Annotated in this window: 26 protein-coding genes; 10 read left to right on the top strand and 16 right to left on the bottom strand. The window is 47.3% G+C overall.

What is annotated here, in order from left to right:
* The first annotated feature begins 20 nt into the window (after nt 1–20).
* Nucleotides 21–632, top strand: a complete 612-nt coding sequence (locus tag GA520_RS05255) for a metallophosphoesterase (protein WP_163339602.1) — start codon at nt 21–23, stop codon at nt 630–632.
* Nucleotides 589–1,695, top strand: coding sequence for an Lrp/AsnC ligand binding domain-containing protein (locus tag GA520_RS05250; protein WP_163339603.1), 1,107 nt, complete (start codon nt 589–591; stop codon nt 1,693–1,695). Before GA520_RS05255 ends, GA520_RS05250 begins: the two co-directional genes overlap by 44 nt.
* 16 nt (nt 1,696–1,711) lie before the next feature.
* On the opposite strand, the gene GA520_RS05245 is transcribed toward GA520_RS05250, so the two are convergent.
* From GA520_RS05245 to GA520_RS05230, 4 genes are all read right to left on the bottom strand, one after another.
* Nucleotides 1,712–2,725: an NAD-dependent epimerase gene (locus GA520_RS05245; RefSeq protein ID WP_163339604.1), complete on the bottom strand. Its 1,014-nt coding sequence runs from the start codon at nt 2,723–2,725 to the stop codon at nt 1,712–1,714.
* A gap of 108 nt (nt 2,726–2,833) precedes the next feature.
* Nucleotides 2,834–4,105 carry a class II fructose-bisphosphate aldolase gene (locus GA520_RS05240; RefSeq protein WP_205749353.1) on the bottom strand — a complete coding sequence of 424 codons (1,272 nt, stop codon included), beginning with the start codon at nt 4,103–4,105 and terminating at the stop codon, nt 2,834–2,836.
* A 139-nt stretch (nt 4,106–4,244) separates the two neighbouring features.
* Nucleotides 4,245–4,859 carry a twin-arginine translocase subunit TatC gene (tatC, locus tag GA520_RS05235; RefSeq protein WP_240910229.1) on the bottom strand — a complete coding sequence of 205 codons (615 nt, stop codon included), beginning with the start codon at nt 4,857–4,859 and terminating at the stop codon, nt 4,245–4,247.
* Nucleotides 4,775–5,008 carry a twin-arginine translocase subunit TatC gene (locus GA520_RS05230; RefSeq protein WP_240910218.1) on the bottom strand — a complete coding sequence of 78 codons (234 nt, stop codon included), beginning with the start codon at nt 5,006–5,008 and terminating at the stop codon, nt 4,775–4,777. The genes tatC and GA520_RS05230 overlap by 85 nt, the downstream gene beginning before the upstream one ends.
* A gap of 144 nt (nt 5,009–5,152) precedes the next feature.
* Here GA520_RS05230 and GA520_RS05225 point away from each other — a divergent pair, with 144 nt between their 5' ends.
* The 3 genes from GA520_RS05225 (at nt 5,153) to GA520_RS05215 (ending at nt 8,668) form a co-directional block, all read left to right on the top strand.
* The gene (locus GA520_RS05225; protein ID WP_163339606.1) at nt 5,153–5,455 is read left to right on the top strand and encodes a GIY-YIG nuclease family protein; all 303 of its coding nucleotides are present in this window, start codon (nt 5,153–5,155) and stop codon (nt 5,453–5,455) included.
* Between the two features lie 119 nt (nt 5,456–5,574).
* Complete coding sequence (locus GA520_RS05220; protein ID WP_163339607.1) at nt 5,575–6,954, top strand: sigma-54 dependent transcriptional regulator; 1,380 nt, start codon at nt 5,575–5,577, stop codon at nt 6,952–6,954.
* Nucleotides 6,955–7,012: 58 nt separating this feature from the next.
* Complete coding sequence (locus tag GA520_RS05215) at nt 7,013–8,668, top strand: nitrogen regulation protein NR(II) (protein WP_163339608.1); 1,656 nt, start codon at nt 7,013–7,015, stop codon at nt 8,666–8,668.
* A 167-nt stretch (nt 8,669–8,835) separates the two neighbouring features.
* Here the strand turns inward: GA520_RS05215 and GA520_RS05210 are convergent, their stop codons facing one another.
* Nucleotides 8,836–9,465, bottom strand: a complete 630-nt coding sequence (locus GA520_RS05210; protein ID WP_163339609.1) for a hypothetical protein — start codon at nt 9,463–9,465, stop codon at nt 8,836–8,838.
* Nucleotides 9,466–9,864: 399 nt separating this feature from the next.
* Between GA520_RS05210 and GA520_RS05205 the strand changes: the two genes are divergently transcribed.
* From GA520_RS05205 to GA520_RS05185, 5 genes are read left to right on the top strand one after another with little or no spacing between them, the layout of a single operon-like run.
* Nucleotides 9,865–10,623, top strand: coding sequence for an outer membrane lipoprotein-sorting protein (locus tag GA520_RS05205; RefSeq protein WP_163339610.1), 759 nt, complete (start codon nt 9,865–9,867; stop codon nt 10,621–10,623).
* Between the two features lie 4 nt (nt 10,624–10,627).
* Nucleotides 10,628–11,848, top strand: a complete 1,221-nt coding sequence (locus GA520_RS05200; RefSeq protein ID WP_163339611.1) for an FtsX-like permease family protein — start codon at nt 10,628–10,630, stop codon at nt 11,846–11,848.
* On the top strand, nt 11,841–13,064 hold the full coding sequence (locus GA520_RS05195) for an ABC transporter permease (protein ID WP_163339612.1): 1,224 nt from the start codon (nt 11,841–11,843) through the stop codon (nt 13,062–13,064). Before GA520_RS05200 ends, GA520_RS05195 begins: the two co-directional genes overlap by 8 nt.
* Nucleotides 13,065–13,076: 12 nt before the next feature.
* Nucleotides 13,077–13,781, top strand: coding sequence for an ABC transporter ATP-binding protein (locus tag GA520_RS05190; protein ID WP_163339613.1), 705 nt, complete (start codon nt 13,077–13,079; stop codon nt 13,779–13,781).
* Nucleotides 13,774–14,772: a hypothetical protein gene (locus GA520_RS05185; RefSeq protein ID WP_163339614.1), complete on the top strand. Its 999-nt coding sequence runs from the start codon at nt 13,774–13,776 to the stop codon at nt 14,770–14,772. The genes GA520_RS05190 and GA520_RS05185 overlap by 8 nt, the downstream gene beginning before the upstream one ends.
* A gap of 58 nt (nt 14,773–14,830) precedes the next feature.
* Here the strand turns inward: GA520_RS05185 and murA are convergent, their stop codons facing one another.
* The 11 genes from murA to GA520_RS05130 all read right to left on the bottom strand — a co-directional run bounded on the left by murA (nt 14,831) and on the right by GA520_RS05130 (nt 25,437).
* Nucleotides 14,831–16,105: a UDP-N-acetylglucosamine 1-carboxyvinyltransferase gene (gene murA, locus GA520_RS05180; protein WP_163339615.1), complete on the bottom strand. Its 1,275-nt coding sequence runs from the start codon at nt 16,103–16,105 to the stop codon at nt 14,831–14,833.
* 25 nt (nt 16,106–16,130) lie between these two features.
* Complete coding sequence (gene prmC / locus GA520_RS05175) at nt 16,131–16,970, bottom strand: peptide chain release factor N(5)-glutamine methyltransferase (protein WP_163339616.1); 840 nt, start codon at nt 16,968–16,970, stop codon at nt 16,131–16,133.
* A gap of 59 nt (nt 16,971–17,029) precedes the next feature.
* Nucleotides 17,030–18,100, bottom strand: a complete 1,071-nt coding sequence (gene prfA, locus GA520_RS05170) for a peptide chain release factor 1 (RefSeq protein WP_163339762.1) — start codon at nt 18,098–18,100, stop codon at nt 17,030–17,032.
* A 128-nt stretch (nt 18,101–18,228) separates the two neighbouring features.
* A complete protein-coding gene (gene rpmE / locus GA520_RS05165; protein ID WP_163339617.1) occupies nt 18,229–18,456 on the bottom strand; it encodes a 50S ribosomal protein L31 in 228 nt (75 codons plus the stop codon).
* Nucleotides 18,457–18,613: 157 nt separating this feature from the next.
* Complete coding sequence (gene rho, locus GA520_RS05160; protein ID WP_163339618.1) at nt 18,614–19,864, bottom strand: transcription termination factor Rho; 1,251 nt, start codon at nt 19,862–19,864, stop codon at nt 18,614–18,616.
* 687 nt (nt 19,865–20,551) lie between these two features.
* Nucleotides 20,552–21,145, bottom strand: a complete 594-nt coding sequence (coaE, locus tag GA520_RS05155; protein WP_163339619.1) for a dephospho-CoA kinase — start codon at nt 21,143–21,145, stop codon at nt 20,552–20,554.
* Complete coding sequence (locus GA520_RS05150; RefSeq protein ID WP_163339620.1) at nt 21,142–22,128, bottom strand: RluA family pseudouridine synthase; 987 nt, start codon at nt 22,126–22,128, stop codon at nt 21,142–21,144. Before GA520_RS05150 ends, coaE begins: the two co-directional genes overlap by 4 nt.
* A gap of 52 nt (nt 22,129–22,180) precedes the next feature.
* Nucleotides 22,181–22,684, bottom strand: a complete 504-nt coding sequence (locus GA520_RS05145; RefSeq protein ID WP_205749354.1) for a CarD family transcriptional regulator — start codon at nt 22,682–22,684, stop codon at nt 22,181–22,183.
* Between the two features lie 292 nt (nt 22,685–22,976).
* Complete coding sequence (gene pth / locus GA520_RS05140; protein WP_163339622.1) at nt 22,977–23,570, bottom strand: aminoacyl-tRNA hydrolase; 594 nt, start codon at nt 23,568–23,570, stop codon at nt 22,977–22,979.
* 271 nt (nt 23,571–23,841) lie between these two features.
* On the bottom strand, nt 23,842–24,393 hold the full coding sequence (locus tag GA520_RS05135; protein ID WP_163339623.1) for a 50S ribosomal protein L25: 552 nt from the start codon (nt 24,391–24,393) through the stop codon (nt 23,842–23,844).
* Between the two features lie 105 nt (nt 24,394–24,498).
* Nucleotides 24,499–25,437: a ribose-phosphate pyrophosphokinase gene (locus GA520_RS05130; protein ID WP_163339624.1), complete on the bottom strand. Its 939-nt coding sequence runs from the start codon at nt 25,435–25,437 to the stop codon at nt 24,499–24,501.
* Nucleotides 25,438–25,470 lie beyond the last annotated feature (33 nt).

Raw genomic sequence — 25,470 nt, 5'->3', positions numbered from 1 at the left:
ACATGCCGCACACCAAGCGCATGAAAGTCCTGGTCGTAGCAGACACAGTTCGTGAAGAACTTCTTGAGACTGCCGGGGGCAGTCCCCTGCTACCGGATATCGATCTCGTCATCTCCTGTGGCGACCTCCCCCCTGAATACCTGACGTCTCTCAAAGCCAGATACGACACACCCCTCTTCTATGTATTGGGTAATCACGACCTGCGCTACAAAAGCAGTCCTCCCTTGGGATGCACCTCTATCAACAGAAGACTCATAACGTATAAAGATATCAGGATAACTGGTTTTTCCGGAAGTCGTTGGTATAATGGCAATGTCAACCAGTTCACCGAGCGGGAGATGACCGGTTTCATCCGCAGGCTCAAATTCACGCTTTGGCGAAAAAAGGGAGTCGACTGGGTGGTAACCCATGCTCCACCACGTTACATCAACGATGAAGAAGACCGTTGCCACAGGGGTTTTAACATCTATCGAACGTTTATAGAAAAATACAAGCCCCCTCTGTTCCTCCATGGACACATTCATAAGTTGTTCAATAATGATGATGAGCGGATCACCCGCTACGACAACACCAAGGTGATAAACTGTTATGGCTACTACACCTTCACATTCCCGACCGATGGCCTTTCTTAAGCGACTCTTTTCCAATGAACAGGAAAAAGATCAACTCCAGAGTTTTGGGGAACGCCAGGAAAGTGAAGGAGCTTATGACCCGGTAGATCGCGGGACCTCTATGGTTGCCCTTGAAAAAATTATCGGCAGTGTAGGCAGGTACCGGGATTTTGACAGTAAATTCGAGCCTAAATCAGGCTCTATGGATGAACGCCTTATGGCCATCATAGAACGAATGAAATCAGGGAAGTCATTGCCCCCCATATCCCTTTACCAGATAAAGGAGGAATACTTCATCCTTGATGGTCATCACCGGGTCACCGCCGCCAGGAAACTGGGACACAGCCATATCAAGGCATGTATCCTGGAGCTCCTGCCCTCCGGCGACACCCTTGACAACAGACTGTACATGGAACGATCCGAGTTTCGCGATAAAACAGGGTTAACCCAGAACATCGAGCTCACGGAACTCGGCCAGTTTCCTCGTCTGGACTGGCAGATTCGAGAGCACCAGAGTTACCTGTCAGAAACAGAGGAAAAGGACATCACCTACCAACAGGCTGCTGCCGACTGGTATCGCACCATCTATAAGCCACTGGCCACACTGATCCGAAACAGCAGACTCATACAATCATTTAAGAACAGGACAATCGACGACCTCTATCTGTACATTTCTGTACACCAGTGGGAACAGGGGCAAAAAAGAAAATACGGCATCGGGGTAGACAAACTCATCCCCAAGGATATGGAAGTATTCCGCGAGAAAATGGCTGAGCACCAGGAACAGGAATACCCTGAAATGAGACGGGAGATCACCGCCTTCATCCTGCTCAATGTGGATGGCAAGCATGAAGACCGTATTTTTGACAAGCTGGTTGAACTCAGTGAAGTTCGTGAAGTACACTCCGTTCACGGCTCCATCGATATTATCTGCAAGGTAGTTTTGACGAGAGACCTGCTCTCATCGGATGCGGAGCTGCTCACCCACTTCCTGTCATCAACCATCCGACAGTGGCGCGGGGTCCACGCCACTCAGACATTACTACCGGGGCTGGCCGTCATAAAAGACAAACCAACCCTTTAGGACAACAAAATGTTATTTACAAAACCTTATAATATTCTTTATACCAGCTGACAAATTTGTCGATGCCGTATTCCAGGGTTGTTCCCGGTTTATAATCAAGATCTGCCACCAGGTCGTCGACATTAGCGTAGGTCGCCGGAACATCACCCGGCTGCATCGGCATCAGGTTCATTTCCGCTTTTTTCCCCAGGCAATCTTCAAGTATTTCGATATACCTCAGCAGTTTTTCTTTGTTGTTATTTCCGATGTTGTAGACTCGATACGGACAATAGGACGTGGCTGGATCGGGGTCAGCACTGCTCCAGGCCGGGTTGGGTTCAGGTACTTTGTAGATAACACGGAACACACCCTCCACAATGTCATGGATAAAGGTGAAATCCCGTTCCATATTACCGTTGTTGAACACATTAATCGGTTCCCCGGCAAGAATCGCCTTGGTAAACAGGAACAACGCCATATCGGGCCGTCCCCACGGTCCGTACACGGTAAAAAAGCGTAACCCGGTAGTAGGCAGCCCAAAGAGGTGACTATACGTATGGGCCATCAACTCATTGGCCTTTTTGGACGCAGCATAGAGGGACACAGGATGATCCACGTTGTCGTGGACAGAGAAAGGCATGGTGGTATTGGCCCCGTACACGGAGCTGGACGATGCATAAACAAAATGTTTTACGCCGGAATGCCGACACCCTTCAAGGATATTTACAAAAGCAACCAGGTTCGTATCAACATAGGAGTGCGGGTTTTCAAGAGAATAGCGAACACCTGCCTGGGCGGCAAGATTGACCACACAATCAAAAGAGTGCTCTTGAAACAGCTGGGCCATGGCCTGCCGATCGGAGATATCCATATTCAGATGGGTAAAGCGCTCCCCTTCTGCCAGGGCAGCCATTCTGTCTATCTTGAGCTGTGGACTGTAATAATCATTGATGTTGTCAATCCCGTACACTTCCGCCCCATTGGCGATCAATTTCTGACTCAAATGGGCCCCGATAAAACCAGCAGCCCCCGTTACCAATATCTTTTTCATCTTGCTATTCACACCCCAATAAAAATCCGGATTCCATTAAGAATCCGGATATCTGTCAAGCAGTTATCACTCTATATCCAGAAAGTCCAGCACAGGCTTCCCGCCCGGCTAATCGTCGAAATCCCCTTCCGGCCCTTTATCCACATCTAACGTTTTTGCCCTTTCTATAATAAGTTCTTTGGTCCAATCAGCAACATTTTCTATCTGCTCCGCCTTGGGGCCAAGATCATACCCACCTGCTCCGGCCAGAATATCCCTGGCTATGGCACCCGTACCACCGGCATTGAAGACATTGGTAAGCATGTTATGGACAAAATCCTCAACCCTGCTGCTCATACGTTCACGCACGTCCCGAGGTAACGCCATGATCTTACTCTCAAAAGGCAGGTTCAATTTCTTGTAATTACCACCTTGCCAGCCCTGTTTCTCGGCATAATTGGTCATTTCTTCCCATAGTTCCGCGGTTACGCCCTCTCCCTTAACCTTCCTGAAACTTCCGTCATTATCAAAGATGGCATTACCGTAATCGTTGACCTCGACTCCCCAGGCAACCATCTGTAAAGCGGTGGCCACATTCGCCTTGGTAGTCTTGGTCCTACCTGCTATGGCCCGCAGTTTATCAGAGTTGTTGCCGGAAGTACCATGTTGTGCTCCTGACACCCTGTATGAAGAAAGAGCCTCATGGATGGTTGCCGTAAGTTCCACCTGGATTCCCTGCCCACTCGCCTCGATACCATGCGCGGAGCCATTATTCAAGGCGATCCAGTCAGCTGAAATGCCATGGGCATTGAGCCCTTTGATCAGAAACGAGGCATCATCCACGGTCGAAAGACCCTGATCTCCTTTTATCTCCCCGACCTCTGTTTCAAGACCGGCCCAACCGGGAATCAAACTATTGAGTTCGATGTTGGCCAACAGGTTTTTGTCATCGGTCATATGCGAGGCATCGATAGCGATAGAAGTTACGCCTGCATCGAACATGGAAGGGATCTCCATTTTGGCATACGGCAGGTCATCTTCACTCTTGAGGCCGTAATGATCTGCATGAATCGCCACCGGAACGGTTATACCAAGCTCGTTACAGATCGCATCAACCTGGCGGGCGATATTAAAAAAATTTACCGCGCAGTAGGTACCCTCTGAACGGGCAATCTCAACAATTATAGCTGCATCAGCACGCTGGGCTGCTTTCAGGGCACCGCGGATAACAATATTGGAACGGCCGTTTGCAGCAATGGTCATCGCTTGTGACTTCTCCAGGAGTGCCCGGTCGATCACTTTGCCGCTCACTAGAAGTGCTTTTGAATTGGGAAAGAGCCTTTGTATATTCGGTGGTCGGCCTGTCTCCAGAATCTTTTCATAATCTGCAGGAAAACTCATAATCGTCCCTCCTGTTTGTAGGTAGCGGTATCAAGTGAACACAATAGGCTGCCATTTAAGTTTTAATGTAAAGCACCCTTCATTTATACTGCACGTTTGTCAGGAAATCCAGTTTGATTCCACCATTTGAGCTCGAAGATCAATCACTTTCCGGCACCATGAATTTTTTACGCCCAAAAAGCCAAACGCAAAGAACACTGATTTCATATAACACCAGTAGCGGTATTCCCATCATCATCTGGTTGACCACATCAGGTGTAGGTGTAAGAATCGCTGCAATAATAAAATTAATCAGGATGGCGTATTTTCGGTTACGATTAAGAAACGACACATCGATGATTCCGAATTTTGCCAAGAATACCATAAGGATCGGCATTTCAAAAATTGCACCAAAAGCAAGCAGGAGCCGTAAAGCCAATGAAAAATATTCACTTACCGATGGCAGAGAGGTAAGGAACTCATTGGAATACCCAACCAGGAAACGAAAAGCAGGAGGAAAAACTACATAATAGCCGAATGCCGCACCACCCAGAAAACAACAAGTCGATAATAGGCTGAAAGGCAACAGTAACCGTTTTTCATGCCGGTATAATCCGGGGGCAATAAATTTCCAAATCTGGCTGAAAATGACCGGGCTGGCCAGCAGGATTCCGCAAACTAAAGCGAGTTTTAGATAAAAAAAAACCCTTCCTGGTACGAGGTGAAGATGAGGGAGCTTCCTTCGGGTAAAACCTCGGTCAAGGGTTGAAAAAATCGGTGGCCTATGGGGCGGATAAAGGCATAAGAAGCGCAAAAGCCGAGAAAAACGGCAACAAAGGAGACAATCAAGCATGTACGGAGTTCCCGCAGATGCTCTGTTAGTGCCTGGCTTTCAAACTGTTCTGTTGAATTCTGGTCTGTCATGGTATCTATTTAAGTTATTCCGTACATCATTAATCCCCGACGATTATAAAACGAATGGGACCTTTTTCCAGAGGCCGGAGACCCAGAACGTTTACCATCTACAGGGTAAATTTGCAACGCAAAGAGCGAGAAAACGTACAGCCGATGAAACCTGCGAAAGAGACAAAAAACTGGTACGTCTATATACTTCGTTGCTGTGACGACACACTGTATACCGGTATCACCACCCACCTCGGTCGCCGGTTAGCAGAACATAACAGTCCCGGTTCCGAAACCAGATACACCAGAAGCCGCCAGCCGGTTGAAATGGTGTACTATGAAAACGCCGCAAACCGCAGTGAAGCCGGGAAACGGGAGTACCGGATTAAGAAAATGGCACGACGGGAAAAGGAAATGCTCATATCTTCGGAATCCCACCACCTTGAGGGGCCTGAAGCACAACAGTAACCTCTTGTGCTATCTCACTGTTTCGACTAAACTTGCAGGTAATCTGTTTATTTTGAGAGGATCGGGCGCAACTTCCGCTTCCCATAGAGAGCCATTGACGAGGAGCCATCGTTTCCACCATGATTTCCATACTGATTGTAGATGATGAACGCAGTATGCGTGACTTTCTTAAAATACTCCTCACCAAAGAAGGATACGATGTAACCACCGCACCGAACGGGGCGAGTGCCCTGGAGCATCTGCAGGATAACTCTTGCGACCTGATCATCACCGATAACAGGATGCCGGGCATGAGCGGTCTGGACCTGCTGGCCGCAGTCAAGGAAGAAAGTCCAGATATGCCGGTCATCATGATCACCGCCTTCGCTTCACCAAACGATGCGGTCCTCGCCATGAAAAACGGCGCTTTTGATTACATCAGTAAACCCTTCAACGTTGATGAAATCAAATCGGTTATTGAGTCTGCCACTAAAAAGAAAGATGGGGAGAACAGGACAGAAAAGATCTCCGATTCATTCCCTGGAATTATCGGTTCGAGCCGCGAGATGCTCAAGATATTTGACATGGTGAAGCGGGTCGCACCAACGCCGGCCAACGTACTTATCTATGGGGAATCGGGTACCGGCAAAGAGCTTGTGGCCCAGGCCATCCACGCGAATTCCAAGGTTGCAGGGAATGCATTTATTCCCATCACCTGTAGCGCCATCCCTGAAGAGTTGATGGAAAGTGAATTGTTCGGCCACGTCAAAGGATCATTCACCGGAGCCATAAGTGACAAAAAAGGCCTCTTTGCAGAGGCGGACCACGGAACCGCTTTTCTAGATGAGATTGGCGAACTGACACCAATTATCCAGACCAAGCTGCTCCGTGTACTTCAGGAAAGAGAGATCAAGCCGGTTGGTGGAAACCGTATTCAACAGATAAATGTCCGCATTATTGCCGCAACCAACAGGATACTAGAGGATGAAATTGCCGCCGGTCGATTCAGGGAAGATCTTTTTTACCGCCTGGCCGTTGTCCCCATCAGGGTACCGCCGCTCAGGGAGCGTAAAGGCGATGTCCCGCTCCTGGTCAACCATTTTCTGGAAAAATATTCCTCCCTGCTTGGCAAGGAAGTAAGAGAAATATCTTCCTATGCCATGGAAGTCCTCATGAATTACAACTTTCCAGGCAATGTAAGGGAACTCGAAAACATAATCGAGCGCGGTGTTGCCCTCGAAAGCTCAAATATCATCCTGCCTGAAAACCTGACCCTGCCGCGAAGTAATTCCCAATCATCTCAACCTGAAGTGGAAGATGCCCATGACACCTTCAAAGCAGTTACAAGTGAAGAGGAATTGTATGACATAGGTCTTGAAAACATCATTGTGGGGTTGGAAAAAAGGCTGATCCGCCATGCCCTGGAAAAGACCAACAACTCCAAGATGAGGGCTGCCGACCTCCTCAAGATTAGTTTCAGGTCACTGCGATATAAAGTTAAAAAATACGGCATAGATTAATCCCGGCTGAGTTATGGCATTCAAGGACCTGTTCACATCATCACCCCGCAGTTCGGCCATGGACGAAATCCTCAAGTACCAGATATTGTGGATGTTGCTCCTGCGCGTACTGCTTTATACCCTGCTGCTCGGCCTGAATTATTTTTTCCGCAAATCGAGCTTTGACCTGATCCTGATCCCTCCTGATATCATGATCGGCCTGCTGATGGCTGTGTATCTCACCTCCATTGGTTCCGGTTTTTATCTTCTGGTAAGTGAAGCCAATATCCGTAAAGCCGGATTTGTCCAGATACTTCTTGATACGATTTTTGCCACTGTGCTGGTCTATTCTACAGGTATCTCCCGTTCCGGTTTTACCTCTGTCTACTTCTTTCCCATCATTGCCGGGGGACTGTTGCTGCCTCGAAAAGGGGGGTTAGTGTCGGCGGCGGCCTCGACTCTGCAATTCGGTATTATCCTTGCGTTGGAGCTGATGGGCGATTACTACCCTGACCACATCATGGCTATGGGTTATACCGGCAACCAGGACCAGATGGTCGCCCTGAACCGTTTTGCCGTTCACGGTCTCACCTTTTTCCTGGCCGCGATCTTGAGCGGACTTTTCTCGATGCGAGTCAAGTCCACCGAATCAGCTCTCACTGATTCAATCAAGAGTTACGACAGGCTGGCAATACTCTATAAACAGATTTTTGATAATATCGGCACCGGTATTATCACTATCGATCATCGTGGCTTGATCACCTCTGCAAACGGTGCCTCTGAGCGGATAACCGGCTATGCCATGGAAAAGCTACTGGGCCGAAAAGTGGACAGGGTCTTCCCCAGCTTCAACCTGAACGCTCCACGAATGCGACAGGCGGCCAATTTTGTCCGCCTCGACGGTAAAAAAATCCGGCTTGGTTATTCCCACGTAGACCTCAAGCAACCGGAAGAAACCGGTTACGACTCACTGGACCGGCACAAGATCATCACTTTACGCGATATCAGTGAGATAGAGCAGATGGAGAGGCAGATGCGCCAAGCGGAGAAACTTGCCGCTATCGGTATGATGAGTGCATCCATTGCCCATGACTTCCGTAATCCCCTGACCGCGATATCCGGTTCCGCCCAGATATTGGCGAAAGAGTTTGCCCAGGAAAATACAGAGAACCTCGTTCATTACGAGCTCGCACACATCATTCTCAGGGAGTCAAACCGGATGATCGGCACCATCTCCGATTTTCTGAAATTTTCACGACCAGAGAATATCAACAGGGAATGGTTCTCCATAACGGGCTGCCTGGAGGAGGTCATACAGGTGGCAAAAGCCGACCCCAGTTGGCCGGTTTCGACACAGGTTAAAATCATAGTAAACAATGTAACGGACATCTGGGCTGATCCCAAGCAGATGTTCACTGTCTTCAATCACCTTATCCAAAACGCCTTGGCGTTCTGTCTTCCGGGGGAGGAGGTCATCATAATCGAAGCCCGCGAAATACGGGATGAAAAAGAAGGGGATCTCACAGAAATAACGGTCAGTGATAACGGCCCCGGTATCGATAAGGAGATTCAGGACAACATCTTCGAACCTTTTTTCACCTCGCGTGCCGACGGTACAGGGCTTGGATTGGCAATCGTGAAACAGACCATTGAGGATCACTCAGGAAGTATTAATATCGGCCGTTCAGAAGCGGGCGGAGCCAGCTTCATTATCACCTTACCTTTGCCCTCCTGAGCTCATCACTGAGTTTTGTAAATAGGTTCCCATTCTAAAACTCAGCATTCTGTTCAATATCGAGGCGTGGCTTAATTATGTACCGCACGCATATGTACGATATTCGGAGGATAAATAATGTAGCCGGAACGCTGAGATTGGGCAGAAGGGTCGTTTTAGGATGGGAACTACTTAGTACTTTTCGACTCGGCCCGTTTTACCTCTTCAAGCTCTTCCCTGAAACGGACATGCTCGGTAGTCATATAGATGGTACCTGTTCCATCCGGATCAATCGCACTTATCTCCCCTGCAAGCCAAACCTTTTGGTATGGAAGTGCGGCGAGGATATCCGGGTTATCCAGTATATTAATTTCAGTAGAAATATTAACACCGAACCCATCTTTTGAGGTATCGAAAAGAACAGTTGCCTTTACCGAATCCTGCTCCAAAATTTTGAAGAAGTAAGCGGGCCAGACGATCCGCAGGTTATTGTATTTTTCTTCAGGAACAGGCAGCTCCGATCCCACGATCTCCTTAACCATACTCATCACTTCAGCTGGAGAAGGTTTTAAAAAATAAGTGGTTATCGGCAAACCACTTTTTTGATTCCCTTCACTATCAACATCACCTGACTCAGCAGATTGGGTTGTTAAATTAACCCGCTCACGCATCTTCTCCTTATCACCCTTGTCCCCTCCCCTGAAATAATTCTGCTTCATATTGAGGCTCAGGTATATCAATAAACCGATCAGCAGAACAAACCCGGCGACAATGACCAGTTCCTGCCTTTTTTTGATCCACTTTTTCAGTGTATTCATCTATAAATTTCCCCTGCACCGGGCGGTCATATCATTCCTCTTCATCAAATTCCTGATCACTCTTCATTCTGCAAGTATTACAGGTTTTAACAAAACAGCCAAGAAGCTAATTCACCATATCCCAAAACTCACTCTTCTATTCAGGGTTGTGAAACGAGATTCTCGTAAGTACCACAGACATCTGGTCAATACAGGGGTCGAGGCGTACCTTTACTGGGGTAAAATGAAACCAAAAGGCTGAAGACCGGACAGAAGTGTAGTTTAGCGTAGCGATATTGACCAACTCCTCTCCAATGACCTTACAAGGACTCGACAGCGCCAACTTCCTATTGTATATTCTGCATAGTAGAGCATGCAGTACACATCAAGCTAATTCTTTTTTGCACCTGGAGAATATCCATGTACCGATCGGCATTCCACCTATTCAGTACACTTTTCGCACTCCTGTTGTTCCTCCCCACATCAAGCTTAGCCACGAGTGCAGACGAGATCATCAAGAAAGTGGAAGGCAACCTCAATGGCGAAAGTGCTATTTTACACTTTGCCATGGTGGTGACAACCGGCCGCGGGGAACGCACCATGAAAATGGAGAGCTATTCCATCGGTGTTGAAAAAAGCTTTATTAAAATAATCTACCCGGGAAAGGATAAGGGTATCACCTTCCTGAAAATTGACAACAACATGTGGCAGTACATCCCACGAATAGAAAAAATAATCAAAATTCCCGCCTCCATGATGCTGCAGAGCTGGATGGGTTCTGATTTTACCAATGACGATCTGGTCAAGGAAAGTTCACTGAGTAAAGATTATAGAACGACCCTGATCGAAGAGAATGGCAAAGAGTACACCCTGAATCTCGCCCCCCTCGAACACGCCCCGGTAGTCTGGGGACGGATCGTCATGCAGGTCTCTAAACAATATTCTCTGCCGACCACTGTTCAGTACTTTGATGAAGACGGTATCCGTGTCCGAACCCTGGAGTACACGGATGTGAAAAAGTTTAATGACCGTTACTACCCAACCGCATGGCTCATGACACCTCTCGATCCGGATAAGAAAGACCATCGAACCAGCGTAAAAATTGACTACGCACTTTTCAATTCTGATCTCAACCCCAATTATTTTACAAAACAGGCTTTAAAACGATATTCCCGGTAACGACATGCTGCCGCAACTGGCCCTAAAAAACATTCTTACTTTTAAGAAACGGTCTATCATTACTCTGTTGCTTACAGCTATCTCGACCGCTCTCCTGGTATTCGCGTCCGCTTTCATGGGTGGCAGTCATTCCACCATGATCAGGAATGCAGTAGAACTCTACCCTGGTTATCTGCAAATTACCGGAAAAGGTTTCAGGGACACCCCGTCTCTTGAACACATCATGGTCGACATCAAACCGGTACGGGAAATTCTCCTATCACAAAATGAAATAGAGGTCTTTGCTGAACGGTTCGAGACTTTTGTACTCTTTTCATCAGATGAAAAAGCCACAGGGGCCCTACTCGCCGGCATAGAACCTGAAAAAGAGGCTCACATCTCCCGCCTGAAAAGTTCATTAACAGAAGGGAAGTACCTGAGCAACGTTACAACAGGCCAATTATATATCGGATTCGAACTCGCTAAAAAGCTTAGAGTTGGCGTGGGAGACAGCATCTCTTATATCGGTACAGGTGCCGATTATTCCTTTGCCGCCGACAACCTGACGGTTGTCGGCATTTTCATGACCGGGCTCTATGAATTCGACGGTTCGTCCGCTTTTGTCCCCAAAAGTTACTTTGATTCCGCAATGGCATCGTACAATATGGCAAGCCATATTATAGTTCAACCAAAATTCACAGAAGGTGCAGAACAACTGGCCCAGAGACTTACAACCCTTCTACCAGACGAGTTTACAGCCGAAAGCTGGCAAGAAACCATGTCTGGCCTGGTTCAGGCGATGGAGCTCGATTCCATCTTTGGTTACATTACCCTGGCCATCATTTTTATCGTCATCTTTTTTGTCATTATGATCTACACCCTGCTCGGTGTTTTCACCAGGATCAGGGAGATCGGTGTACTGCGGGCGATCGGAACTACCTCAAATCAGGTTTTTGCCCTTTTGGTGTTGGAATCAACCCTGCTGACCCTGGCTGGTGTCCTGCTTGGAGGAGTGATTGGCGGCCTGCTTGCCTATTATTTTGAAGTACATCCTCTCTACTTCTCCGGGTATGAAGATCAGTTCAAACAATATGGTCTGGTTCAGAGTTCATTGCCCACTGATTTCTCGCCAATTGCAATCCTCCGTGACATGACGATCATGTTCCTGTTAGGTGTCGGATGCACCATTTATCCTATTTTCAAAATCCTGCGCTACAACCCGGTAGAGGCCATGCGCCATGTTTAGATTCATATGCAGAATTGGCTGGGCATCACTGCTCCGGAGACGGCTGCGCTCACTCCTTGTCATCCTGATGATTACCACCAGTCTATGGGGGTTACTCCTGATGGAAGGTGTCTATGAAGGCATGACGGAACAGATGATCGATAACGCCATACGCAGCGACAGCGGGGATATCACTATTTACGCGAAAGGTTACAGGGAAGACAACGACCTGAAACGTTTAATCCATGATACGGGTGAAGTCGAAAGTATCATCCATTCCATACCTGAAATTAAAAGTTTTACTAAAAGAATAATCCAGGATTGCCTGGTTGCTACAGCCCACTATTCCCAAAACGCGACACTGCTGGGAATGGACCTTTTGAGTGAGAAAAAGCATGGTCGACTCGACCAGTACATGTCAAAAGGGCAATTTTCTTTTGGACAAAGAGGAACAGGAGTACTGGTCGGTTACAAACTTGCGGAAAAGCTGAAAACGGATATCGGCAAAAAGCTTATCCTCTCTGCCCAGGACAGTAGTGGTGAAATCAGCTCCATCGCCCTGCGGGTTTCCGGGATCATCAAGACCAACAATATGTTGCTCGACAGCCGGGCTTTATTGATGGATCTGGAGAAAGCTGCCGAGATGCTGCAGATTGAAGACGGTGTTACCCGTATTTCACTCATTCTCTCAGACAGGGGCCTGACCGAATCCATCCACACCAAATTACAAAATGCCCTTCCGGACCGGGAATTGTTCCGTTGGGATCAACTCTATCCGGCCCTTATGCAGGGCAAAGTGATGATGGATGGCTTCAACCTGGTGACATCTATTATCGTTTTCACCGTCGCCTCTCTCGGTATTTTCGGGGTTATGATGGTCTCGGTGCTAGAGCGTTTACGTGAGTTCGGTATCATGATGGCAATCGGCACCCGTTACAGCCACCTGACCGCGATTGTCCTTTCCGAATCGGTGATTCTTGGTATGGTCGGGTACCTCTCCGGTTCGCTGCTGGGATACCTGACACTTCTTTACTTTAAGACATATGGACTTGACCTCTCTGTTTTCAGCGAAGGAATCGAGACATTCGGGATGGACACTATCAGTTATGCCGCCATACATGCAGATTATTTTATCACCGCCGGCATTGCAGTTATTTTAGCGACCCTTTCCTCAATAATAGTCCCCTTAAGGATACTTAAAAAAGTCCACCCAGTTGAAGTTATCCAGGCAATGTAGGAGATCCAGGCAATGCAACCTTTCTTACAGACCAGAAATCTCGGCAAGATTTTCGACAAGGGGAAAGACCTTGAGATAGTTGGTCTTGCAGACATCAATATCCGTATCGATCGCGGGGGCTTTGTTGTTATCTCTGGTCCATCCGGAAGTGGCAAAACAACACTTCTCAACATTATAGGCGGGCTCGATTCCCCAACCTCGGGAACGGTCGCTCTGGAAGGGGAAATTATCAGCAACTGGACCGGTAAAGATCTCACCCGTCTCCGTCGTGACGATATCGGCTTTGTCTTTCAGGCCTATAATCTGATCCCGGTACTTACTGCCGCTGAAAACATCAGTTACATCATGAAACTTCAGGGGAAGGATAGCAAGAGTTGCGACAGACGGGTGCTGGAGGTGGCTGACAAACTCGGAATTACAGAGTTACTCACCAAACTCCCCGGACAAATGAGCGGAGGACAGCAGCAGCGGGTCGCCGTTGCCCGTGCCGTTGCTGCCAAACCACGGCTCATTCTTGCCGACGAGCCGACCGCCAACCTCGATTCCATATCAGCCGCAAACCTTATGGATATGATGGAACAACTCAATATTGATGAGCAGATCACCATTATTTTTTCTTCCCATGACCCACGGGTCATCAATAAGGCGCGTCACTCGATCATCCTGGAAGACGGGCATGTCGTGCGTAACAGTCAACTGACAGAAAACAGTGAGTAAAACAGATCGGCTCTTCCCATCTCTTTTTCTCCTGTTTTTTCTTTTGCCGTCACATTCCGTTGCTGTATCTCCGCTACAAATAGAGGCATTTCTTGAAAACACAGCCATTGCCAGATCCTTGAGTAATGGTTCCTGGCAGGGACTCAACAGGTTACGACTGGACACCTTGACAACCGTTGATGGATACGAGCAATATTCCCTCACGTTCCTCGGCGATGCCAGCCTTTTTTACGACTCGGACGATGACTATATAGATAATAATCTTTCAATATACAGGCTGTATGGCAGCTACGATGGAGAGCGAGCCCGTCTCGTTGCCGGAAAACAGCGAATCCCCTTCGGGGTTGGTAAAATATGGACACCGGTGGACATCTTCAATCCGATAGATTCAACTAAAATCGAAACAGACGAGAGGGAAGGTACCGATTCGATCAGGGGAGAATACTCCCTCAATGATCTGTCTATTATTGATGCAACTCTTTCCGAGGAAAAAGGCGCTCTGCGCCTGAAGGGTTTCCTTGACCTGGGCGATGTGGCCCTGATATCCCAGTATGATACAGAGCAAAAAACAGCCATACTGGGATGGGAACTGGAAGGTGACCTTACAGGGACCGGCATTGAACTGAGAAGTGAAGGTGGTTTCTTTTATAACCGGGAATCCAACGACACAACAGTGCAAGCCATAGTGGGTTGTGAATATGGGTTCCCGAATTCCCTCACCCTGATAGGAGAACTGTACTACGATGGCCAGCAAAATGAGCAATCGTTTGGGCTTAGCGCGAGCTATCAGCTCAACATGCTCACTGTTATCAACCTGCTCACCATCGTAAATCTCGATGACGAGTCCTTTTTCCTGGCACCTTCCCTGCAATATTCAATCAGTGACGAGATGACACTGGATGCAGGTATCTTCATCAATTCAGGAGAAAGTGGTACCGGTTATGGTGACTCGCCACATGCCATTTTCATAAAATGGTTTGCGCATTTTTGATCTGAGCTGTTCCGGAGTAAGACTAATTATATACTAATATTATTCTTTTCAACCCGGACTATTCCTTTTCCTTCCAGACACTAGCACCAAGCTCGGATAGTTTCTCCACCAGTTTTTCATATCCGCGTTCCAAATGATAAATACGGGAAATTTCAGTCCGTCCGGAGGCGGCAAGTCCGGCAATGACAAGTGAAGAACTGGCTCTTAAATCTGTTGCCATAACCGGGGCACCGGTCAAACCATCCAAGCTCCTGCCATTGATCACCGCAGAGTGTCCGTCGACTCGAATATTGGCACCAAGTCGCATCAGCTCCGGCACATGCATGAAGCGGTTTTCAAATATTGTTTCCTGGATCACGCACACATCTGAACACAACGTCATGAGGGCCATAAACTGTGCCTGCAGGTCTGTAGGATAGCCAGGATATGGACGCGTGGTAATATCAACACTCTGAAGCCGGTCATAGCCACCTTTGGGTTGACGCACGGTAATAGTGTCCTCTCCCTCTTCTATCTGCAAACCAGTGGCCCGCATCTTTTCAAGAAGGGAAGGAAGGTGTTCAGGTATGCAATGAGTAATGGTTCCTTCTCCACCGCTGGCAGCAATTGCAAGCAGATAGGTACCCGCCTCAATACGGTCAGGGATAATTGCGCAGTCCGCAGGTTGGAGATGCTCTACTCCATATATAGTCAGCCGGTCGCTCCCTTTTCCTTCGATCCGGGCTCCCATTAAATTGAGCATATCGACAAGGTTGCCCACTTCCGGTTCCCGTGCCGCATTTTTTATGACCGTCTTGCCTTCGGCAAATACGGCGGCCATCAATAGATTTTCGGTCCCTGTAACGGACGGAATATCAAAATAGATAACATCGCCTTTCATGCGTCCCTCAATCGAGGCGTCCACATAGCCGTTTTCAAGTTTGCAGGTTACACCTAGACGTTCCAGTCCGGTTATATGAAAGTTAATGGGTCTCGCCCCAATGGCACAACCGCCGGGAAGGGATACCTTTGCTTTACCGAGCCTGGCGACCAATGGCCCAAGCACCAGCACTGAGGCCCGCATTGTTTTCACCAGATCATAAGCTGCTTCAGCGTGGTAGAGATCTGTAGTGTCGATTGTTACCACGTCGTGTTCCCTGCTATGACGAACACCGAGATTTTCCATTAACCTCAACATGGTCCGGGTATCCCGAAGATCAGGTACATTACGAAGAGTATGAATTCCGGAAGTAAGAAGTGTTGCGGCAATCAGAGGCAGCGCGGCATTCTTGGCACCACTGATCCTCACCTCACCTTGTAACGGTTTTCCACCTTCTATTATGAGCTTATCCATTCTACATCCTGTTCAATGGTATTTGTTATTCGATAACTGCTGAGAGCACTCGATCCCTTCCTGAGTAATCCCGGAGGATTTCTACCTCGTTAAAGGAAGGTGTCCCCTCAATCCCGGTCTGAAATAGACTTTTAACAGCATCCCCCTGATCAAAACCGATCTCCATCATAACAACACCACCTGGTTTCAGTATTCGAGGGAGGTCGACCCGAATGCGACGGACGAGGTCGAGTCCCTCTTCCCCTCCATCCAGGGCCAGTCTCGGTTCAAACCTTGCGACTTCCGGTTCTAGTTCATCACGGATAGCCCTGCGGCTCACATATGGTGGATTGGAAACGACCAGAGCAACATCGCGCTCCGAATGAAAACAGGAAGTAAGGTCCGAACAAATCAAACGGACCTGGTTATCAACTCCGTGCCTAAGACAATTATCGCGGGTAACTTGCAAGGCTCCTGCCGAAATATCAACAGCCTCAACAGAGCAAGCCAGTTCAAGGGCGAGGACAATTGAAATGACACCACTGCCACAACAGAGATCAATAAACCTGCCTGCTGGAATGGATCTGTTCTTCACATGGGAGATAACCCGCTCAAGCAGGAATTCAGTCTCCGGACGTGGAATCAGCACCTTACGGTTCACCATAAAATCCAGGGACCAAAACTCCTGTTCCCCAATGATATAGGCTACTGGCTCCCGCTGTAACCGTCGGTCAAGCAGGTTCCTAAAGATGGCCTCTGATACAGCATCAACCTGTTCGCCTCCTGCTGCGAGCAGCCCGGTCCTGCTTTTCTCAAGAACATGCCCCAACAACAGGAACACATCACTTCGACAGTCAGGAATATTCGCCTCAGTTAAGAGTGCCATTCCTTCCTGGAGTAGATCGGCTATCTGCATAGGATATACAGTCGATCCTTTATAAACACTTATTGGATAGTCTTGAGCTTTTCTGCCTGATCATGGGCAACAAGTGGAAAAATTACGTCATCGAGTTTCCCGTTCATGATCTGCTCAAGCTTATAGAGGGTCAGATTAACCCTGTGATCGGTGAGTCGTCCCTGAGGAAAATTATAGGTTCTGATCCTCTCACTGCGATCCCCGGAACCAATTTGGCTTTTGCGATCCTGGGATATCTTGTCATGCTGTTCCTGTTCCATCTTGTCAAGCAAGCGCGCACGCAGGACAGTCAAGGCCTTAGCCTTATTTTTGTGCTGGGATTTTTCATCCTGACAGGTGACCACCAGCCCTGTTGGAAGATGGGTAATACGTACAGCTGAATCTGTGGTGTTTACACTCTGCCCGCCAGGTCCGGAAGAACGGTATACATCAAACTTTAATTCGTTCAAGTCGATATCGAGTTCCACCTCATCCGCCTCCGGTAAAATAGCAACAGTTACGGCAGAAGTGTGAACACGTCCCTGGGTTTCTGTTTCAGGGACTCGCTGGACACGGTGTACCCCACTCTCGTACTTGAGTTTTGAATACACCTGTTCCCCGCGGATCATCGCAATTATTTCCTTAAACCCACCAATCCCCAAAGGGTTTGAGGTAACGGTCTCAACTTTCCAGCCCAGGGTCTCAGCGTATCTCGTGTACATCCGGAACAGATCACCGACAAATAATGCCGCCTCATCGCCACCGGTGCCAGCACGGATCTCAAGGAAGATGTTTTTATCATCGTTGGGGTCTTTGGGCAATAACAACAGCTTTATATCATTATCAAGCTGCACCTCTCTTACTGCCAGTTCCTCCAACTCCGCCCTGGCCAATTCTTTTAATTCCGGATCTTCCTCGTCATCTTTTACCAATGCCTTGTTGTCTATGATATCGGCCTGGACCTGCTTAAGTTCCTCATAGAGCAGATTGAGCTTGGAAAGCTGGGAATGTTCACGAACAACCTTCTGATACTCTTTCTGGTCGTTCACCAATTCCGGATCAGAGAGACGTCCCTCTAGCTGATTCAGTTTTTCCTGCAAGTCTTCGAATTTACCAATCATGAGTACAAAATCAGGAATGAGATATAGGAATACGAAAAAAAAGTCCACAGCCATGCCAAAGCATCACTGTGGACCAAAACTAGCCAATCTGCATCATGGATTCGACGCAGTTGCAGTCAGTGAAACAATCAGCCGTCCTGCTGCTCCTTGGTGGCGTAATGCTTCGCGTAACGCTGCTTGAACTTCTCAATACGTCCTGCGGTATCTACCAGCTTCTGCTTCCCGGTAAAAAACGGATGACAGGCAGAACAGATCTCAACTTTCATCTCATCGATAACAGATCCAAGCTCAAACTCTGCACCACAGGCGCAGGTAGCTTTGATCTGCTTATATTCCGGATGTATATCGCTTCTCATGGTTTCCGTTTCCTCCAACACACGTTGTTGTGTGATTTATATTTCAGTCTAATTCAATTCAGAATAAACACAAAACATGGCATTATAACCAAGAAAAAAACTATTTCAATAAAAAACAGCCTCAAGAGTACTATGCCATGTTGATTCAGAAGACGGATCAGCCGTTCATCGAATCAAGGAAATCCTTATTCGTCTTCTGGTGTTTAAGTTTATCGATAAGGAAATCCATGCAATCTGCAGGATTCATAGAATTGAGCAGTTTACGGAGTATCCAGATACGGTTCAACATATCCGGCTTAAGCAACAGGTCTTCCTTACGCGTACCGGAACGTTTAATATCAACCGCAGGAAAAATTCGCTTATCAGCCATTTTCCGATCGAGAATGAGTTCCATATTTCCGGTCCCCTTGAACTCCTCAAAGATGACTTCGTCCATGCGGCTTCCGGTCTCAATCAGAGCAGTTGCCAGAATGGTGAGACTGCCACCTTCCTCAATGTTTCTTGCCGCACCGAAAAAACGTTTCGGCCTGTGCAAAGCATTTGCCTCTACACCACCCGACAGGATCTTGCCGCTGGCAGGTGTAACAGTATTATATGCACGGGCCAGACGGGTGATACTATCCAGGAGGATTACCACATCCTTTTTATGTTCGACCAGTCGTTTGGCTTTTTCAATGACCATCTCTGCAACCTGAATGTGCCGCTGTGGCGGTTCATCAAAGGTTGAGCTTACAACCTCAGCAGTGCGTACCGAACGTGTCATTTCTGTCACCTCTTCCGGCCGTTCGTCGATCAAGAGGACGATGAGATACACCTCCTTATGATTGCGGACTATGGAATTGGCAATTTTCTGCATCAGGACTGTTTTACCGGTTCTCGGTGGTGCAACGAGAAGGCCACGCTGGCCTTTGCCGATTGGCGCAAACATATCCATGACACGCATTGAATAATTGTCAGGCTGCCACTCCAGATCAAATTTTTCATTGGGATGAAGAGGAGTAAGGTTACCAAATAGAGTTTTCTGCTTCGCGGCCTCAGGAGGATCAAAGTTGACACTTTCTACCTTCAATAAAGCAAAATAACGTTCACCTTCCTTCGGAGCCCTTACCAATCCGTCAATGACATCACCGGTGCGGAGATTGAGTCGGCGAATCTGGGACGGTGACACATAGATATCATCAGGACCGGGTAGATAGTTATAATCAGGTGCCCGCAGGAAACCGAATCCGTCCGGCAGAATCTCAAGAACACCGCTTCCACGCATTTTCCCATCTTTATCAGCCTGGGCCTGGAGCAGGGCAAAAATGAGTTCCTGCTTACGCATGGAACTGAAACCATCAACCTTGTATTCACGGGCGAGCTTTACCAATTCACCGATCTTTTTATTCTTCAACTCCGCCAGATTCATTAATCAGTTTCTCCTCTTCAAACTAGTAACGGGATAACCACTCATTATCCGATAAAAATATAAATAATCTACCACCCGACCTAACAGAGGACAGGTAAAATGTTATATACGCACAATCCGAACAAAAACCTCGTACTACAATGAGGAACCATAGCCCCCCCGTAATGGTGCAGAATTCCAAATATGACTTTCTACTTATATGTAAAGATAAGCGATCGAGTAGGAGTAATTGAGTATAATTGCAGGATCTTTTTTTGTTTTCGCCCGAAAATCAGGGATTTTGTTCTAGATCGAGGCATGAGAGAAATTTCATCATAGAGATCTAACTGATATTCCGTATGATAAAATTTTCGAACATATTAAGGGATCGGACAAAATAACAATTTTCGTATGGGAGCTATTTCTTTCGAAGGATCAAAGGTAAGGTCTTCTACCTGAACAAGGATGTATTGGGTAATGTGAATTTAATACGATAATTATTTCAGACTCATTAAAATGGCAGGACTTCCCTTCGATCACACCTCCCTTATACGTGCTTGAATTAACACTGTCAAGCTTTTAAGTAAAAGAGACAGGATTTCTCACTGCTTCTTGCAGATACAGGCCCAGTGAAACGGAAAACATACAGCAACTCTTCGCCCTCCTGGGCACGAAGCATTGAAATATAACCTTCATCCCTATAAGGATTCAACCACCGCCAAGTGACCGCACGACGACGGCAGTCTGCAAAACAGTTGAGGACCAGGTTCCGGCATTATTAATTACGTAATCACCCTTCTCTGCTTTTAGTTCAGGGTTCATCTGCAAAGCCAATATAGAATCGACATGTGCCGAAGACACCCCATCTCTTGAAATAACCCTCGACCTGCAAACGTCTTCCGGTGCATAAACAGTTATTACACGGTCAAATCTTTCTGCCCAGCCCACCTCGAACAGTAAAGGGATTTCTGCAATGAGAAACGCCCCTTCAAAATCTGCCTCACCCATGAGTTGCCGGACACGATCCTGTACCAGCGGATGCAAAATCTTCTCGAGTTCTTCCCGGATCTGTGGCGTTGAAAAAACGGTCTGTCTCAACAATCTCTTATCAAGCTCACCCTGAACGGTAAAAAAACGCGCACCCCATCGGGATTCCAGTGCAATGCAACCCTGATTGCCTGGTAGTAAGAGTTCACTGCATATCTCGTCAGCATCCACAGCTTCTGCACAAAGCATTCCAGCGAGAAGTGACGTTACACCGCTTTTCCCACTGCCAATATTACCGGTAACAGCAATATTCATGAGAAACCTGTTTCTGTTACACAGTACTCACTATTAAGCAGGGTCAAAACCTTTGCAAAATCAGGCCAGAGTGGAGCTGTAAAACGCATTTTCCTGCCTGTTACAGGATGATTGAATGCAAGCCGTGAGGCATGCAGCATTTGACGGGGAAATAATTTATTATCACGGCTTTTACCATATAGAACATCGCCTGCTACCGGATGTCCTGTATAATTCATGTGCACACGAATCTGATGTGTTCGTCCTGTTTCTATGCCAACCTTGAGCAATGAATAAGTATCCGCAAGGTGCTCAAGCAACTGCCAGTTACTAGCGGCATATTTTCCACTCAACTCACGAACTGCCATTCGTTGCCTATGCACAGGATGACGTCCTATAGGTGCAGTTATACGCCCTTCGGATTGTTTGATAACACCATGCACCAAGGTAAGATACTCTTTCGTTAAAGCTCGCTCCTTGAAGGCATCTATTAACCTGTTATGGGTCAGTTCGGATTTGGCTACAACCATCACTCCGGATGTATCCTTATCAAGCCGATGAACAATTCCCGGGCGGATGGAATCACCAACGCCGGCTATTTCGTTACAGTAATGAACAAGTCCATTAACGAGTGTACCACTGGGATTGCCGCTACCGGGATGGACAACCAATCCAGGGGGCTTGGAAAGGACCAACAGATGACTGTCTTCAAACAGTACATCAAATTCCACCTCCTCCCCCAAAACTTCAAGAGGTGGAGATTCTTCCGGCTGTCCGACAACCAGGTCCCCGGTTTTCAACTTGTAACTGTGCTTTTTGGAGATTCCGTTAACAGTAAATGTCCCAGAGCGGATAGAGGCTATCAATTTTGCCCGGGAACATTCAGGGAAGTGGTGTACCAGGAAATGATCAAGTCGTAACCCAGCGGAACTATTTTCTATAGTAACATGAAATGTGACGGCCGGATGTTGATCTATAGTAATGTCAGGATTGGTACTTGGCATACGACATCCGGCTCTACCATCTGGGAGGACTGGGGCCAGTGCCCCTTCATCATCAGGCGAATATGGTATCAATTCTGCTTGACACCTTTGATTCTTCTATCTTCTGAGCCAAGGATAGTTCTTTTACAAGAAGACTCTTGGCGGTATCGAGCATCTTTTTCTCACCGTAGGAGAGATCCTTGTCGACACTCAGTAGAAAAAGATCGCGTAACACCTCCGCAACTTCATGTACCGACCCTGTTTTGATTTTCTCCATATAATCCCGGTACCTTCTGTTCCACGTCTGGGTACCGATTTCACTGGTTCGATCCTCAAGGATATCTATAACTTCATCAACCTGCCGGTTGGAGACGATGGCCCTCAAGCCCACATTCTCACTACTATCTGTGGGGATCATAATTGTCATACCGTTTTCAAGAATCTCCAGCACATAAAACTTGTGGTCGACACCTGCAACAGTTTGCGTTTCGATAGCCTTGATAACACCAACTCCATGGGCTGGATAAACAGCCATATCACCTTCAGCAAACACTTCTTTCACCTCTTGGGAAAACATCTTTACCAGCAACACCATTCAAGATAAGTAAATATAAAACTTATTCCAAATCATGTTGTTAAGAATTCTGTCAGCATTGAACTGTTTCAGAATTTTCTGGATAACGTAAAATCATCTACAGACAACAGGTAGATGAATTTGAACCGAGCATTAATATATCATATTCGACGCAACTATGCCCCTCTTTTTACAGTAAGTTGGTCGGAGAGGTAGAATTCTACACCCTATTTTGAGTTTCCGACGTTGAGAAAAGAGAATAGACAACGAACAACCCAGCTACTACAAATACGGGTTATTTGATACTGTTGATAAGAGACATCGCCTTGGCGACTCCAGACTCTATAAAGGTCCGTAGTCCTTCTTCAATGGGGTCAAACCTGCTCTCAAGAATTTCCTGTTCCTCAGCCCCCATATTAGACAGCACGTAAGACTCAACGGGGATCTCTGGATGCACCTCACCCCTACCGGGCCTCCCGATACCTATTTTCAACCGAAAGAAATCGTTCCCACCAAGACTTTGGGTTATGGAACGAATACCATTATGACCGCCGGCCCCTCCACCCTGCACAAGTTTCAATCGTCCAGGATGCATATCGAGATCATCATGTATCACGATTATATGCTGTAGAGGGATCTTGTAAAACTTTGCAAATTCGGCAACAGCCTGGCCACTGCGATTCATGAATGTCTGCGGTTTGACCATCAGTACTCTGCTGCCCCACTTTCGTTCCCGGCAGGACTGACTCTGCCACTTCCCGGCAGAAAGAGAAAAGCCCCACCGCCTGGCGAGTTCATCAATGATGAGAAATCCAACGTTATGCCGGTTAAAATCATACTTAGCCCCGGGATTTCCGAGACCTATCAGAAGCAGGTCACTATCTGGCATAATACATTACGAGGGGATTATTAAACCCTGAAAAACGGGTATTTGCATTGTAGAGGACTACAATGCAGTATTCTGAGCAGTATGTACATACTCTGGTAACTTACAACGAATGACGAGAAGTAAGCCGTTACCATTTCACAGATTGTGGCATATCAGTGCCACACCGCTAAATACAAAATCCGGAAAGAGAAAATCTCTTTCCGGATTTCAAGTCGTCTTCCGGCAGCTTGTAAGCAGTAATACCGGATAAACTATTCTCCGCTGCTACTCTTTACTTGCCTACACCTACGCAGACTTTATCAGCACCAGACACCATCTCGACTGATTCTGGAATCGTAATAGCAGAAAATGTGAGGTCTTCTCCGATTGCGAGATTGCTCACATCAAGGGTACACTCATCTGGTATATCGAGAGGCCTACCTTTCAAAACCACAACATTGGAAGCCACATTCAGGAAACCACCCAGATCAACGCCCTTGGCAGTGCCTGTATAAGAAACAGGAACATCAAAGCATTGAGGTTTTTCCAAATCTATCTCACAAAAATCGGCATGCACCAGGATGTCGGTGACGGGATGTGTCTGAACTTCTTTTACAACCACATCCTTCTCAGAACCATCATCAATTTTCAATTTAACAACAGCATTCCGTCTGTATATTGAAAGCAGGTTGGTCATGAGCGACTTGGTCTCAAAGGTGAGAGCAAGGGCATCCTTACCTGAACCGTATACCACTGCCGGAGTCTGTCCCTGACTGCGCATCTGACGCATAGGACCTTTACCGGTTGCTGTCCTGACACCAGCAGACATTTCTACCTGAAGCATAATTCCTCCTTCGTACACCGATCAAGTTCCTTCACTAACATTAGATCGATTGACGAGTATCTCTATTATACGTGTTTATTCAATTAAAAAAGCCGGCCTGGCTGCTTACACGAAAAGCGAACTGACCGAATCTTCATTGTGTATTCTATTTATTGCATCTGCCAGCAGTTTCGATACCGACAGGACCTTAATTTTTTTACAATCCCTCGCTTGAGCACCCAGCGGAATGGAATTGGTGACCACCAGGGATTTTATATCCGACTTAGTAAGCCTTTCCACAGCAGGTCCAGACAACACAGGATGGGTACAGCAGGCATGGACTTCCTTGGCACCATTTTCAAGCAGGGTCTGCGCTCCGCTACAGAGGGTTCCTGCCGTATCAACCATATCGTCCATGAGAATGGCCACTTTGCCCTGAACATCACCGATAACGTGCATAGCCTCGCACTCATTTGGCTTGTCACGCCTTTTATCAATGATCGCCAGACCTACATTCAATCTCTTGGCAAAGGCTCTGGTCCTCTCAACCCCACCTGCATCCGGAGATACCATGATGACATCCGAATACTCATCCTTTATATAATCGAGTATTACCGGTGCAGCGTACAGATGGTCTACAGGGATGTTGAAAAAACCTTGAATCTGCCCTGCATGCAAATCCATGCAGAGTACCCGACGTACACCCACAGCCATAAACATCTCGGCGACAACCTTGGCGGAGATAGGTACACGCGGCGCGTTTTTCCGATCCTGACGGGCATATCCGTAATAGGGAACCACCGCAGTAATTCTCCTGGCCGAGGCACGTCGAAGTGCATCAACCATAATAACGAGTTCCATCAGGTGATCGTTGACGGGCGAGCAGGTAGGCTGAACAACAAAAACGTCAGCCCCTCTCACATTTTCCTTAACTTCAACAAAAATCTCCCCGTCACTGAACTTTCTGACGTCAGATTCTGTCAGGCTCAACCCGAGGTGCTGCGCGATGTCACGGGCCATGGAGGGATGGGCATTACCGGTGACTATCTTGATGTCTTTTGGCATGATCTTCTCTGTCGTTTACAGGAACCATTCTGT

Origin of the sequence: Desulfopila sp. IMCC35008 (assembly GCF_010646885.2) — a bacterium.
Taxonomy (GTDB): domain Bacteria; phylum Desulfobacterota; class Desulfobulbia; order Desulfobulbales; family Desulfocapsaceae; genus Desulfopila.
This window is presented reverse-complemented; position numbering and strand designations above follow the sequence as displayed.